The organism is Paenibacillus sp. FSL L8-0333, assembly GCF_037965665.1.
Lineage (GTDB): Bacteria > Bacillota > Bacilli > Paenibacillales > Paenibacillaceae > Paenibacillus_AQ > Paenibacillus_AQ odorifer.
Genome location: NZ_CP150186.1, coordinates 6,468,042 through 6,482,388, shown reverse-complemented (window position 1 = coordinate 6,482,388; position 14,347 = coordinate 6,468,042). Strand labels below are relative to the sequence as shown.

General features: G+C 46.4%; 12 protein-coding genes. All 12 read left to right on the top strand.

All coding sequences use genetic code 11. From position 1 onward, the window contains the following. Positions 1 to 159: 159 nt before the first annotated feature. The 12 genes from NYE72_RS28925 (at position 160) to NYE72_RS28870 (ending at position 14,191) form a co-directional block, all read left to right on the top strand. Complete coding sequence (locus NYE72_RS28925) at positions 160 to 1,518, top strand: spore germination protein (RefSeq protein WP_076105040.1); 1,359 nt, start codon at positions 160 to 162, stop codon at positions 1,516 to 1,518. Continuing rightward, positions 1,518 to 2,618: a GerAB/ArcD/ProY family transporter gene (locus tag NYE72_RS28920; RefSeq protein WP_339210970.1), complete on the top strand. Its 1,101-nt coding sequence runs from the start codon at positions 1,518 to 1,520 to the stop codon at positions 2,616 to 2,618. Before NYE72_RS28925 ends, NYE72_RS28920 begins: the two co-directional genes overlap by 1 nt. After that, on the top strand, positions 2,615 to 3,712 hold the full coding sequence (locus tag NYE72_RS28915) for a Ger(x)C family spore germination protein (RefSeq protein ID WP_038573684.1): 1,098 nt from the start codon (positions 2,615 to 2,617) through the stop codon (positions 3,710 to 3,712). Before NYE72_RS28920 ends, NYE72_RS28915 begins: the two co-directional genes overlap by 4 nt. Before the next feature lie 91 nt (positions 3,713 to 3,803). Continuing rightward, a complete protein-coding gene (locus NYE72_RS28910; protein WP_036681969.1) occupies positions 3,804 to 4,199 on the top strand; it encodes a transcriptional repressor in 396 nt (131 codons plus the stop codon). Between the two features lie 230 nt (positions 4,200 to 4,429). Beyond that, positions 4,430 to 6,433, top strand: a complete 2,004-nt coding sequence (locus NYE72_RS28905; RefSeq protein ID WP_179090011.1) for a methyl-accepting chemotaxis protein — start codon at positions 4,430 to 4,432, stop codon at positions 6,431 to 6,433. Positions 6,434 to 6,535: 102 nt separating this feature from the next. Beyond that, a complete protein-coding gene (locus NYE72_RS28900) occupies positions 6,536 to 7,348 on the top strand; it encodes a uroporphyrinogen-III synthase (RefSeq protein WP_076274837.1) in 813 nt (270 codons plus the stop codon). A gap of 206 nt (positions 7,349 to 7,554) precedes the next feature. Further along, the gene (locus NYE72_RS28895) at positions 7,555 to 8,193 is read left to right on the top strand and encodes a ThuA domain-containing protein (RefSeq protein WP_036681964.1); all 639 of its coding nucleotides are present in this window, start codon (positions 7,555 to 7,557) and stop codon (positions 8,191 to 8,193) included. Positions 8,194 to 8,291: 98 nt separating this feature from the next. Then, complete coding sequence (locus NYE72_RS28890) at positions 8,292 to 8,639, top strand: polyhydroxyalkanoate synthesis regulator (RefSeq protein WP_339210967.1); 348 nt, start codon at positions 8,292 to 8,294, stop codon at positions 8,637 to 8,639. Continuing rightward, positions 8,640 to 10,307: an AarF/UbiB family protein gene (locus tag NYE72_RS28885; RefSeq protein ID WP_036681960.1), complete on the top strand. Its 1,668-nt coding sequence runs from the start codon at positions 8,640 to 8,642 to the stop codon at positions 10,305 to 10,307. Between the two features lie 390 nt (positions 10,308 to 10,697). Continuing rightward, positions 10,698 to 12,497 (top strand): DEAD/DEAH box helicase, encoded by a 1,800-nt coding sequence (locus tag NYE72_RS28880; protein WP_076099691.1) that lies wholly within the window; start codon positions 10,698 to 10,700, stop codon positions 12,495 to 12,497. Positions 12,498 to 12,697: 200 nt separating this feature from the next. Beyond that, a complete protein-coding gene (locus NYE72_RS28875; RefSeq protein WP_076105035.1) occupies positions 12,698 to 13,573 on the top strand; it encodes a M15 family metallopeptidase in 876 nt (291 codons plus the stop codon). Between the two features lie 141 nt (positions 13,574 to 13,714). Continuing rightward, entirely contained in the window at positions 13,715 to 14,191 is a 477-nt protein-coding gene (locus NYE72_RS28870) for a glutathione peroxidase (protein WP_036681956.1), read from the top strand. Positions 14,192 to 14,347 lie beyond the last annotated feature (156 nt).

The following is a 14,347-nucleotide window of genomic DNA, read 5'->3' as shown; positions in this document are numbered from 1 at the left end:
CTATTATCCCTCCATCTGTACAATCCTCATCTCATTTATTACCACAGTCCTGTGAAAAGAAACTCCCCGTTCAATTGTGCAGTGCATGAATTCAAAGAAACAGTGCCAAAATAAGGGGGGATCCGGGACGTAAAGGACAAATAGGAGGGATGATGTTCCATGTCAGTTCAACAGGATAAGGACAATATTTCTCTGGAATGGATCAAAGACCAGCTGAACGGGTTCGCGGATTTAATCGATAAGACGATCGTTACCTCTTTTGGGCAGGTCGACCTACTTTATATCAAAAGCGTTGCGGATTCGCAGATCCTCAGCCGAAATGTAATCACACCGTTCTATGAGATGGAGAATATCAACGCTTACCAAAATTACATTATGACGTATCCGGGCAGTGAAGAGGCGACTACGAGAGATAAAGCGATCGAGCTTTTGCTCAGCGGTTATATTCTTCTGGGCTTGAAGGATACGTTCTGTTTCTTTGATGCTATGAATACGGAGATTAGTGGGGTTAATGAAACATCTGCAGAAAGCATTTCTCAGGGACCTTCAGATGCACTAACTGAGGATATTGCAGTGAATATGAACATGATTCGTCGGCGATATCAATCCACCAATCTCAAAATGGAGACCATGGTCATCGGCGATGTCTCCAAAACAAAGATAGCGATTCTATACGATGACAGTCGGGTGGATAAGAATGTTTTAAAGGAATTACGTGAGAAAATGGGGACGTTAAAGGTTGATATTTTGCAGGCTACAGGCGAACTTGAGAAGTTTATAAGCAGTGATAAATTAAGAATACTCCCGAAGTCCATTATCACCGAAAGACCGGACAGGGTTGTGTTTAATTTGTCTGAAGGAAAAGTAGCGATAATGCTTGATACTACGGGTTATGCGATAGTGCTGCCGTCTATTTTTAATGACTTTTTCACATCGATGGATGATAAAATCCAATTTCCTATCGTGGGGCGTTTTCTGAAGCTTTTGCGGATTATCGGTGTAGGCATGACACTTTGGCTGCCTGCGTTCTATGTAACCCTCACCTCGTATAATCCAGAAATTATTCGGGTGCAGATTGCACTGCTTATTTCGGGTAGTCGTGCAACAGTACCTTATCCATCTTTTGTGGAAGTGCTTTTAATGCTCATGATGATGGAGTTTCTGACTGAGGCGAGCTTACGGCTCCCCAAGGCGATTGGTCCAACGGCTACAACTGTAGGGGGGCTTATCTTGGGGCAGGCAGCGACGGCAGCAGGACTTGTAGGGAATATCATGATTATATTGGTTTCAGCTGTTGCGATATCCAATTTTCTAATTCCGCTGAATATGATGAGCTTGTCCATACGTGTGCTGAAGTATATTTTTCTTTTTGCCGCAGCTTTTTTAGGATTGGTTGGGGTAGTGGTCTGTGTCGTGGGATTTGCCATGTATTTATGCAAACAGCGCAGCTTCGGACAACCTTATTTCAGATTGTTTTTTCTCGATAATCTAGGCAAGAAGAAGGGTGGAGAGCATTGATGGCCAAAAGCCGTTATTTCTACTGTCTTTTTCTGATGAACAGCCTGATCAACATCATTAATTTTGTTCCAAGGGAACTAATAGACAGACGTTTTGGTGGTGCTTTGATGTCCATCCTAATCGGAACGATCTTGGGCACTTTGTTTGTCTATATATTTACTGTACTGATTGCTAAATTCCCCGGCAAGGGATTTCCGGAAATATTTGACTCTTTGCTTCCTAAGAAGTTAGCCAGAATCTTATTGGTCCTTTTTGCTGGCTTATGGTGTGTGGCCGGGGGAGTTACATTGCTTTCCTTTGTAGATATCACGCTGCGGTTTATCAGTCCGGATTCGAATCCCTATACGGTTGTGATCAGTTTTTTAGTCTTGGTCTGCATCTGCTGTCGCTTCGATTCTTTATCACTCTTGTATGGGCTTGAAATCATTCTCAGCGTAACCTTACCGTTAATTATTTATGGCCTCGTAAAAGCGCTAATCAATCCGGACTTCAATTGGGATTCTGTTCTGCAGGTCACTACATACTTCTGGCATAAGCCGGACCTAATGAGCCTTTCGGCGGCCACCTTTTCGTTTAGTGGTTACTTAAACCTGGCCATATTTAATCGGGTATTTCATGGACTGAAGCTGAAGCATGTCTGGATTTTAGGGGTGGAGGGACTGTTCGTATTGCTCTTGACTTTGTTAGTTCCCATCGGTTATTTCGGAACCGTTGCTATTGATAAACATGTGTATACATGGTTCTCGACGGCCGACAGTATTCGGATGGAATCCTTTATTATTGAACGGATGCTGTTTATTTTTTATTTTGCCTACTTGAGTTTGTCTCTGGTAAGTGTAATTGTTCATTGGCATGGAGGTTTAGAGCTTTTTAAAGGTGCCCTTTCATCTGTAAAAAAACATTCCCCAAAAGCAGAACGCTGGAAAGAGTGGGGCATTCTAAGCTTGTTTAGCGCGATGGTTCTGTCCTTAATGGGGCTGGATCAATATCAACTTAATATGTTTGGTGCCTGGTTTCTGCAAATTCGCTGGTTTGGTGAGATGTTCATCATCGCTCTGCTGTTTTATTGTTATCGCAAAGTTTGGAGGGGGAAGCTGTGAGAAGAGTACTTGCTGGAATTGGGATTACCTTACTCCTTCTTCTTCCTGGTTGTGACTTCAAGGAGATTGATTTGCGGATTTTCGTGTTAGCAATCGGCGTTGACCAAGGTGCAGAAGAAGGGAATTTTAAGATTAGCTTAAAGCTTGCCATCCCTCAGGGGGATGTTACCAAGATTGATGAGAAGATGCAGATCTTGACGGAGGAGTCTCCAAGCATTTCGGAAGCCCTCCGTAGAATGAAATCCAGAGTGGAAAAGGAGCTTGATTACTCCCATTGTAAATCAATTATTTTGGGGGAGGAGGTTGCCCGTAAAGATATTCTCCATGTTATGGATTGGGCCGTGCGACGTAGAGATATACAGCTTATTATTAATTTTGCAATAGGGCGTCCGGAAGCACTTCAAGTGCTGAAGGTAAGACCCGAATCAGAGCGTATCCCATCGAATTCTCTTATCTTGGCTATGAGTGGACAAGGCACGGAGTCTCCATTTATTTCTAGTGTGTATTCCTATCAGCTGATGAGAAATGTTTTTGAGGAGGGGATTGATCCGATCCTGCCGATTATCGAGACTAAAGGGGAAAAGGAGTTTTTAATTGATAAAATTGCTCTGCTGAATAATGAGAAAATCAAAATGGTTCTTACGCCAAATGAGACCCGGCTATATAATCTGCTGTCACGCCCGAATCTGCGGACTAACTTACCCGCCCATTCCGAGGGAATTATGTTTCAATATTACACAGAGAGGTCATCCTCGCACTATAAAATCGTGACACCAGAGCAAGGGAAAGCTACTATTCGTTATCATATTAAGATAAAAGGTATTCTCGAAGAGAGTAGTAGCCCAGATCTGGTGACTCATAGCATGCTGGAGAAAATTGCAGTTGCTGGGGGAAAAGAACTGGAAGAGGATATCTTAGCATTGCTGACCAAAATTCAAGCAAGTGGCCTTGATCCCTTTGGTTGGGGGCTGCATTATGGAGCAAGACACTTTAATAACGATACGGAAATGAAAGTGTGGAAGGAGCTCTATTCTAAACTTGATTTCCAAGTGAAGGCTGATGTAGATATTAAATATTCAGGAATGATTAGGTAGCTTGTAAAGTAACATGTGGATAAAAATGGGATTGACGTTCCCATCTACAAGATTTATACTTGATCTAAAAATAAGTTAGAGGATGATAGGAATGAAAAGTCTAAATTTGACCTCCCAACGTCAAGCCGTTTACGATATCGTCCTTAATTCACATGACCATCCTACTGCTGCGGAAGTGATGAATCGGCTAGTAGAGCAGGGACATAGCTTAGCATACGGTACTGTATATAACTCTCTGCGTTATCTTTCAGATAAACAAATGATTCGTGAGCTTAAGCTTGGTGAAGCTGCCAGCAGATATGACGCACGTATGGATGATCACCAGCATATCATTTGTGAGGTTTGTGGAGCAGTAGATGAGGTTATGAATCAAGTTCCGCGTGAATGGATGGATACAGTGGCCAAGGATACCGGTTATACCATTGGTCATGCCCATGTAGTATTTGGGGGCGTCTGCCCGAACTGTAAGAACAAAAAGAATAATTAGGATAGAGGTGCCGGAGCCCTGTGCCGCGGCAATAATAAGTATATCGGAAGAGACCGCTTTCATTGAGGCGGCCTTTTTTGTTGCATTTATATGACAATTCTCAAAAAAAATGAGAAAAACGAAGAAAGATAGGAGGAAAATCGGTTCCTAAAACAGATATAAAATTATATATTAAGTCTGGTAAATGTATCCTTGCCTAAGACTCAGATGAGAGAGAGATGATGACATCTATGAAAAAAAATGCGGGTATGACTATCCGTACCAAGTTAATTCTTACATACCTAATAATACTGCTGCTGCCCAGTATTATAATAGGCTGGCGAACCTATCAAGCTGCCAGCCAGGAAGTGGAAGATCAACTGGTGAACAATGCTACCGAAAGTGTGCTGGCCGTAAATGAAATCATTAACTCTAATATTCAATCCAAAATAGATGCGATTTCTTATTTTGCCGCGGAATTTTCATCTGAGGGGATCAACAGTGAGGGATCTGGGGGGACTTCCTCTGCTGTAAAAGCCAGACTGAAGGAATATGTGGCGCTGCATCCGGATGTACTGGACATTTATGTGGGTACAAGCAATGGCAAGGCTATTCATGCTTTAGATGCTAAGCTGCCAGAGGGTTATGATCCAAGGCAGGAAAGCGCCTATATTAATTCTCTGAAGCAAGGGAAAGGGGCTGTGATTTCTCCTGCTTTTCAAACCGTAAATAAGGAAACCGCGATTGCGATATCAACGGTTCTTAAGGGCGGTGATGGGGTGATCACAATGAATCTCAACCTGTCTACTTTAGGGGAGCTGACCTCAATTAAGGTAGGGAAGGAAGGTTATATCCTCATCGTTGATAACAGCAAGAAGTTTCTAGTTCACCCTACAGAGGCTATCGGGCAGGAATCGTCCGATGATTTTGTAAAGAAAATGTTCGAGAAAGAACAAGGGGTCTTCGATTATATTTTCAAGGACACGTCCAAAAAGATGACCTTTATGGTCAATGAACTGACGGGTTGGAGAATCGGAGGTACGATCAGCATTGATGAGGTTAACTCAGCAACTAGTGGAATCCGCGATACAGCTCTGCTTGTTATTGTAGTTTCCGTTCTGCTTGCGCTGGTTGTGATCTATTTTAATATTCAATCGATTTTGAGACCGCTTTTCCGGCTGCGGAAAGCAACTGCAGTGATAGCCAAAGGTGATCTGTCGGAAGACATGGGTGTTTTCCGTAAAGATGAAATAGGGCTGCTGGCAGAGAATTTTCAATTAATGGTGATTAGCTTGCGCGAGATGATTATTGGTGTGCAGGAGATGACAAGCAATGTATCCTCCTCAGCGGAAGAACTGACGGCTAGTGCGGATCAGACTGCCCAAACGATTGAGCAGGTAACCATAGCGATTCAGGACGTAGCAGCAGGGACGGAGCGACAGGTGGTTAGTGTACGAAAAGGAATGGAGAGCACTGCTGCTACAGCCAGCGAGGTCGAGCAGATTTCCACATATATGGAGCAAGTATCTACAATGATGGACAAGACCTCACTCTCAGCATCAGAAGGCAATGATTCGGTTATCAGCGTAGTGGACAAAATCAATGGTATCCATGAAACGGTCGGAGAGCTAGGCAGTGTAATTGACAAACTGAATGAGAGAACCAGTCAAATTGAGGGTATTGTTGGCGTTATCACAGGGATTGCCCGCCAGACCAATCTGCTGGCCCTCAATGCTTCCATTGAGGCAGCCAGAGCCGGGGAACAAGGGCGTGGATTTGCGGTGGTTGCTGCCGAGGTGCGTAAGCTGGCAGAGGAATCAGAGAGATCCGCACATTTGATTGCCGAGCAGATTACCGCTATTAATAGTGAAATGCTGCTGGTAACTCATACGATGGAAGACACCAGACAGCGTGTATCCGAAGGCATTGAGGCTGTGGATACTTCCGGCCGTTCTTTCTCCCGTATCCGAAGAGCAGTAAAGAGTGCCGCGGAGAAGATTGAAGCCATGGGCGGGGTTGTGCAGACCTTATTGGTGGAGTCTAATCATATGGAGAAGGCTATTGGGGAAATTCGCGGCATATCGGAAGAGGCGGCTGTGAATACGGAAACTATCGCAACTGCCGCACAAGAACAGCTTGCTTCTGTAGAGGAGATGGCATCTTCGTCTACCGACCTTAGCCGTCTTGCAGAAGAACTGCAAAAGCTGGCGAGCCGCTTTAAGATACACGCTTCTGGCAATAAGAATGATTTCTGATAGGAGAACCGGCTTTTTATCTTCCCTTTTCAACTCCTTTGCAAGTATACTGATAAACAATAATGTTGGGTTAGGCAATGGAGAGAGGAGAGATAATAGGAAATGGCAGAGCAATTAAAAGGGTTCACTGTCGCCTTGGCGGGTCCACGCAAATCGGAAGAAATGGCCAAGTTGGTTCAGAATATGGGGGGGACGGCAGTATGCCGACCTGCTCAAGGGACTGTATTTCTTGATGATGAGGCATTGCAGGAAGGTTTGAATGCATGGATCAATCAGCCTCCCTACTTGGCGATCCTGACTACAGGGATGGGACTTGATGCTCTCTTCGATATGGCTGAGCGAATGGGGATCGAAGAACGTTTCTTAGAAGTACTTTCTGGTTCTATTATTGCCGCACGGGGTTATAAGACAGTGAATGCTTTGAAAAAAAGAGGACTTACGCCGGAGGTTCGTGACGACGACGGAAGTACAATCGGATTGATTCGTGGGCTTCAATCCCTGAATTTGCAGGGGAAAGAAGTCGTTCTTCAGCTGCACGGAGATCCAGCTCCTCATATGCTTGCATGGCTGCAGGAGGCTGGGGCTACTACCCGCCAAGTGTTGCCTTATCGCCATACCCCACCTGAGCCGGGCGAACTGGAAAGATTGCTTCTAGAAATCATATCAGGCAAAATTGATGCCGTGGCTTTTACGAGTGCACCACAGTTTCGTTTCCTCTGTCAATTTGCCCGGGAACAGGGAAAGCTGGACGAAATGCTGAAGTCTTTCGAGGATAAAGTGCTTGCTGTTTCTGTAGGGCGGATTACCTCTGAGGCTCTTAAAGAAGAGGGCGTACAGCGTATCATTATGCCTGAGCATGAACGGATGGGAAGCATGATTGTAGAGCTAGGCAAATATGTGGCGGCGAATCGCTAAGTCACAAGTTGCGTCAGCTTTACACGAATGACGTTATCACACAGAAGCATTCCCGCCTGTTATCATGGCCGGGGATGCTTTTTTACCCGGGAAAAATAAGTCCAAAGAGCAATATACCTGCCATCTGCATGGACATTCGCGGCAGTTTTCCTTAGAATATAGGCAACATGTGACGAATAATAACAACGAATAAGGAGGAGGATCCCATGGACAAGAGAAAATGTCTATTACTTGGTGATTACACCCATCCCCGGTTTCATCCACTTCAAGGAGTGGACCAACAAATTAGCGAGATCTTAAATGATTTATTAACCGTGCAATGTTCAGAAAATAAAAAATTAATGCGCATTGAGCATTTAGCAAGTTATGACCTATGTATCGCTTACAATGAATTGTGGAACGAAACAGTCTCCCCTCAACAAACGGCTGGTTTGCTCAGCTATGTAAGTGGAGGAGGAGGACTCATTGTTCTTCATACGGGAGCTTCGTTGACGAAACGTAACGAGCTTGCTCAGCTAATCGGGGGTCGTTTTAACGGACACACGGCTTACGAACCGATGAACTTCAAGGTGCTGGAGCATGACATCACCGAAGGTGTGGAAGATTTCCAATTGGATGAGGAGCCATATCATTTTGAATTTGACCCGTTCACAGAGCGGACTATTCTGCTTCAATATGAATCGGAGGGTCAATGGATTCCAGCTGCATGGTGCCATAGCTACGGTTTAGGACGAGTAGTATTCCTAATGCCTGGTCATCATGAACCCTCCTTCCGTCATCCGGCACTACGTAAACTAATTCTACAGGCGGCTACTTGGGCTGCCCGTATTCCGGTCACTAACTAAGGAATGTTGTGTTTTTTTTGAAATATGTACACAGTGGGGTATACTTTAATCATAAACTCCGTTATGTAATGAAACGGAATCTTTGGGAGGAAAGTGCCATGAGTGATTTGTTTAAAAAAGCGATCTCTTTAGGAGTGGGCCTCACCATTGTCAGTAAGGAAAAAGTAGAGAAGGTTGTTGAAGAACTAGTGAAACGCGGGGAGCTTGCTCCTTCGGAATCTAGGGCTCTCGTCGATCGGTTGATTGAACGTGGTGAGGAAGAACGAGGCATGTTCAAGTCTGCTGTACAAGAGCAAGTACAACGCGTGCTGAAGGAAATGAATGTGCCTGTACAAAACGATATTGCCGAGCTGGAAGGGCGAATTGCAGTATTGGAGCGCCGGTTGGCCCAGCTAGAGGGAATTTCCCATCTAGAGGGAACATCGGCGGAAACGCGTTCGGACTAAATGGCAGTACGCATTAGACATGCCGGACGTTACCGGGCAATCGCCATGGCGCTTATGCGCCATGGTTTTGGCTATATGGTGGAAGAGCTGGGGCTCTATCACTTACTATCCCTTCCACGTCGTCTTGTAACGCAGGAAGCACACACAAGCCTTACGCTCGGGGAGAGGATTCGGCTGGTGCTGGAGGATTTGGGTCCAACCTTTATTAAGCTGGGACAACTCGCCAGTACCCGTTCAGATCTGCTGCCTGATTCTATTATTCAGGAATTGGTAAAACTACAGGATAATGTGCCTCCTTTTCCTGTCGACCGCGTGCGCGCGATCATTGAGCAGGAACTGGATCAGCATATGGATGAAATCTTTAACTCTTTTGAGGATACGCCACTTGCTGCGGCATCCATTGGTCAGGTGCATAGGGCTGTACTACACAGTGGACAAGTCGTAGCTGTTAAAGTTCAACGTCCTGGTATTCTGCGAACGATGAGCAGGGATTTGGAAATTCTCAAAGATTTAAGCACGCTTGCTGAAAAGCGGCTCAGCTGGGCGAGGCAATATCAGCTGTGCCGTATGGTAGAGGAGTTCTCTAAATCGCTGCTTGGCGAGCTGGATTATAGCCAAGAGGGGCGTAATGCAGAGAAAATCGATCAGCAGATGGATTATGAGGGAGTGTACATCCCGGATATCTATTGGGACTATACGTCAGCACGAGTGCTGACGATGGAATATGTGGTAGGGACAACGCTGAGTCGTCGCGATGAGTTGCTGAGTAAAGGCGTTAAGCTTAAAGCCATTGCACAGCAACTTGTGGAGATGATGCTTAGACAAATCTTCATTCATGGTTTTTTCCATGCTGATCCTCATCCGGGCAATGTTATACGGATGGGTGATGGAAAGCTGGCCTTGATTGATTTTGGCATGATGGGTCGGTTGAATGAGGAGATGAAGGAGCAGCTGTCTGCGCTTATTATCGCTCTAATGCGCAAAAATACGGATGCAATGGTCCGGGCAATTTTGCGTCTTGGAGTCATTCCTGAGGATGCTGATCGAAGTGCGCTGCATGATGATATGGATCGGCTGCGGGATGAATATTATGATGTTCCATTTAGCAAAATGAGTATAGGCAAAGCCCTGAATGATCTGTTTGGCATAGCGCGAAAACATCGTCTAGTGCTGCCGCCAGATTTGACGATGTTAGGGAAGACAATGCTCACGCTGGAGGGAGTCATCAGCAACTTAGATCCAACCATCAGTATTTTGGAAATGGCGGAACCCTTTGGGCGGGAACTAGTAAAGCAGCGCTTTAGCGGCAGTCGTTTGCAGCGCAAGTTTCTGGGAGGCGTAGCGGATTTAACAGAGAGTCTGCTGGAGCTTCCTGGGCAGGCTAAGCAGTTATCCGCGCTGATCAGTAAGGGAAAGATTAAGGTGGAGATTGTGGCACCCGAGATGCAGAATCTGGAGCGTAAGCTGGACCGGGTAGGTAACCGTTTAGCATTCAGTATTGTGATGCTCGCGTTTAGCATCATCATGACAGGACTCATTATTGGTACTGCGATGCGTGGACAGCCTTCAGTGTTATGGAATTTCCCTACAGTGGAGATTGGCAGCGTGGTGGCACTTCTGATGTTCTTATGGCTGATCTATGCGATTTTTAAATCGGGAAGGTTCTAGCTTAAGGGATTTGAATAATTATTCTTCAGCAGTTTCACACAAATGCCTTTCTATCAAGTACAATATAAAAGATAACTTTCTAAGCTTAACTTTACTTCTATTGTATAAAGTGGAATGGAACGCAAATGGAGTGCCGTCTTAACGTCCGGTGGATCGCTGCTGCCCAGAAACCGAACTTTGACCGCACTCTTTTAACGGGTCAAGGGATACATGGGACGGAAGGATGCCGGTGACGGTGTTCTTCCGCTTTTGTTTGAATATAGCTGAATCTGAAGCATATGCCCCAGAACAGGACAGCCTATGCAGGCTGCCTCATACAGGGCTTTTGAAGACGGAAGTTAAGAAAGAGATGTAATCAAATTAAACCGAGAAAATAGTGAGGTGGAGAATTTGCCGGGATTTAAAGATTTAGGAGTTTCAGAATTACTGTGTACATTGCTTCAAGGTCAAGGCATTGTTAAGCCTACGCCAGTGCAGCAGGAAGCCATTCCGCCATTGGTGCAGGGTTTGGACGTAATAGCTAGAGCGAAGACAGGTACAGGGAAGACTTTGGCCTTTTTGCTGCCAATTATGGACAAGATTCATACGGAGCGGGCTTATCCTCAGGCGCTGATTATGGCTCCTACACGTGAGCTGGCTTTGCAGATTACAGAAGAGGCACGCAAGCTGGCGCGTCATACGGATATCAAAATATTGGCGGTTTACGGTGGTCAGGATGTAGAGAAGCAACTGCGCAAGCTGGAAGGCGGCAGACATCTTATCATCGGTACACCGGGCAGACTTTTGGATCATATGCGCCGGGAGACGCTGGATCTTAGCGGCGTAAAAATGCTCGTTCTGGACGAAGCCGATCAAATGCTGCACATGGGCTTCTTGGAGGATGTTGAGACAATCATTACGGCTGTGCCTTATCGTCGTCAGACTATGTTGTTCTCCGCGACAATGCCTGATCCGATTAAACGTCTCGCTGCTAATTACATGAAAGAGCCACTGGATATCATCATTAAGAGTGGTTCTCCAATTCCGCTGGATAATATCAAACAGCAAGTAGTGGAATGCTCGGACCGTAATAAAGAAGAAGCGCTCAAATCCCTCATTGAACGGGATCGTCCTTACTTGGCTATTATTTTCTGCCGGACGAAACGGCGGGTATCCAATCTGAACGAAGCGCTGCAAGCAGCCGGTTATGAGTGTGACGAGCTGCACGGTGATTTGTCCCAAGGTAAACGTGAAGGTGTGATGAAAAGATTCCGTGATGCGAAGCTGCAGCTGCTAGTAGCGACAGACGTAGCAGCTCGGGGTCTGGATGTTGAAGGTATTACTCACATCTTTAACTATGATATGCCGCTTGATGTGGATAGCTATATTCACCGGATCGGACGGACTGGCCGTGCTGGAGGCAAAGGGCTTGCAATTACTTTCGTATCTCCACGTGATCAAGAGGGTCTGGATTTGATCGAGCATGGCATCTCGCAGCGGCTGGATCGCCGCCGTTACGAGAAGGATGAATTCGGCGTTGGCGAATTCATCCCTGTGCAAGGCGGCGGACGCCACGGCGGTCGCCAAAGCGGCGGCGCTGAGGCAGCGCGCACGGGCCGCGGGCCGAAGACCGGCGGCTCTGGCCGCGGCGGAGCTCCGCGCGGCGAAGGCGGAGCGCGGCAAGGTGGCCGTGGCCGCGGTAAAGAAGCAGGCGGCTGGGGCGCGCCTGCAGAAGGACGCCGCGGTCGTTCCGATGCGGCGGCTGGCAAGCGGGGCGGCAGCGGTTATGACGCTGCTGCTCCTAAGGGCGGCGGCAAGGCTGCCGGTGTAGTGCGAGTAGGCGGCGGCTATGGCGCCTTCGCCTCCAGAGGCGAAGCGTCTGCCAGCGGCAACGCGGCAACGCCTAGCACCGGTTCGCGCGGTGCGAACCGGAAGGGCGGACCAAGCACTGGCTACAGTGAGAACGTAGCTAGAGGTGCGGACGGCGGTGCCTACACTGGAGGCACTCCACGTGGCGGCTTAGGCAGCGGCTATGGTTCAGGCCCGTCTAGAGGCGGCAAAGGTGGTAAAGGCAGCAAAGGTGGATACGGCGGTGCCAAGGGTGGCGCTGCTGGCAAAGGCGGCCGCAACAGCGGTGGTGGATCTTCACGCGGTGGCCGTAGCAATGGATCCGGTGGCTTTAAAAGCGGCGGTCGCGGCACTTCCAGATAAAGTTAGTAGAGTTTTATAGATGAAACTTGTTACCATAGGGTAGTTAGCGCTGAAGCTAATGACCTATGGTAACCTTTATTTTATAGCGTGGAACATATTGATTTTTATTTTTAAATTAGGTTCTTAGTGAAACATTTATGAAGGAAAGCCTGTCTAATAGATAAATAGAATGTTCGGCTTCGAGGAGGAAGAACTTACAGATGTCAAAAAAATTTAAAATTATAATCTTGTTAATTGTCGTTATTGCTGTCGGTTGGGGAATAGGAAAGTACACGTCTCCTTCTGCTTCGGAGAGTAACGGTTCTAATATAAATGTGGGGGATAATCTTCAAGGTGAGCCTGGGAATACGGGGGAAAGTGATGGAGGGGGGATTACAGACCCGGCAGTAGCTGATCCATCTGATACTCCAGATTCATCTAATCCATCTGAACCCTCTAATCCGCCTGAATCAGGCGGTGATAATGCGGGTAGTGTTCCAGATCCTATTTCTGCAGAGCCTGATAGTATTACAGTGATGGTAAATAAGCAGTACGGCTTGCCTGATAATTATAAACCAACGGATCTTGTCTATCCTGATGTCCGTTTTACATTCAAAGAGAAAATCGAAAAGCGTATGATGCGAAGTGAAGCTGCCAAAGCCTTGGAGAAGATGTTCGCAGGTGCAGAGGAAGACGGAATTTATTTAGCAGGCGTTTCTGCATACCGGTCACAGGCAACCCAGACGACTTTGTATAACCGTTATGTGGAGAGAGATGGGGAAGAAAAAGCCCGTACTTACAGTGCAGTCCCCGGCTACAGCGAGCATCAGACCGGGCTGGCTATTGATGTCTCGGGAAGTGATGGCAAGTGTGCCGCCGAGAGCTGTTTTGGTGGGACGAAGGAAGCCGAGTGGTTGGCCAAGCATGTAGGGGAATATGGTTTTATCATCAGATATCCTGAAGGTAAGCAAGACATTACCGGATATAAGTACGAGCCTTGGCATATCCGTTATGTAGGCAAGGACATTGCAACTTATATCAATGAGAAGGATATTACGTTGGAAGAATATTATGACGCAATTCCGGTATCGAAATAACACAGACGCAGAGAGCAGTCCTATGAAATGGGTAGGGCTGCTTTTTCTATGGCAATACAAAGAGTTCAGAAGTTGCATTCCCTTACAGTTCGGGTAAGATACGTAGTGTAGTCCAAGTACAAGGAAGGAAGGGGAATAAAGATGTCGATCTACAATTTTGCCGGCGTTACACCTTCGGGTAAAGAAGTGCCGTTTGCGGAGTATGAAGGTAAGGTGCTGCTGATTGCTAATACGGCTAGTAAGTGCGGACTTACACCACAGTATGGAGACCTTCAGAAGCTATACGAACAGTATAGCGATCAAGGACTTGTAGTATTAGGATTCCCCTGCAACCAGTTTGCGGGTCAGGAGCCAGGTACGAGTGAAGAGGCTGAGGAATTCTGTCAGATTAATTATGGAGTTACCTTTCCGGTCTTCGCCAAAGTTGATGTTAATGGACCGGATGCCAGCCCGCTTTTCAATTATTTGAAGGAGCAGCAGCCTGGTGCTGGAGACAGCAGCGACATTAGCTGGAATTTCACGAAATTTCTTATTGATCGCAGCGGCAATGTAGTGGCTCGTGTGGAGCCCAAAGAATCGCCGGAAACGATGAAACAACATATTGAGTCACTCCTGTAGACCCTTTATGGGGTTAGTTGCAGAGTGATCTTCCAAGTATCCCTTCGACTCGGTTTCGACCGATGCTCGCGGGGATTTTCTTTTTTTAAAAGGATTAATGGAGATTGCCTTGAATTTTTATTGTGATAAATTATACTTGACGCTTTAAAAAGACCA

Coding starts and splice junctions, on each gene's coding strand:
- NYE72_RS28905 (WP_179090011.1), top strand. CDS start 4,430: ATGAAAAAAAATGCGGGTATGACTATCCGTACCAAGTTAATTCTTACA.
- NYE72_RS28920 (WP_339210970.1), top strand. CDS start 1,518: ATGGCCAAAAGCCGTTATTTCTACTGTCTTTTTCTGATGAACAGCCTG.
- NYE72_RS28885 (WP_036681960.1), top strand. CDS start 8,640: ATGGCAGTACGCATTAGACATGCCGGACGTTACCGGGCAATCGCCATG.
- NYE72_RS28925 (WP_076105040.1), top strand. CDS start 160: ATGTCAGTTCAACAGGATAAGGACAATATTTCTCTGGAATGGATCAAA.
- NYE72_RS28910 (WP_036681969.1), top strand. CDS start 3,804: ATGAAAAGTCTAAATTTGACCTCCCAACGTCAAGCCGTTTACGATATC.
- NYE72_RS28895 (WP_036681964.1), top strand. CDS start 7,555: ATGGACAAGAGAAAATGTCTATTACTTGGTGATTACACCCATCCCCGG.
- NYE72_RS28900 (WP_076274837.1), top strand. CDS start 6,536: ATGGCAGAGCAATTAAAAGGGTTCACTGTCGCCTTGGCGGGTCCACGC.
- NYE72_RS28870 (WP_036681956.1), top strand. CDS start 13,715: ATGTCGATCTACAATTTTGCCGGCGTTACACCTTCGGGTAAAGAAGTG.
- NYE72_RS28890 (WP_339210967.1), top strand. CDS start 8,292: ATGAGTGATTTGTTTAAAAAAGCGATCTCTTTAGGAGTGGGCCTCACC.
- NYE72_RS28875 (WP_076105035.1), top strand. CDS start 12,698: ATGTCAAAAAAATTTAAAATTATAATCTTGTTAATTGTCGTTATTGCT.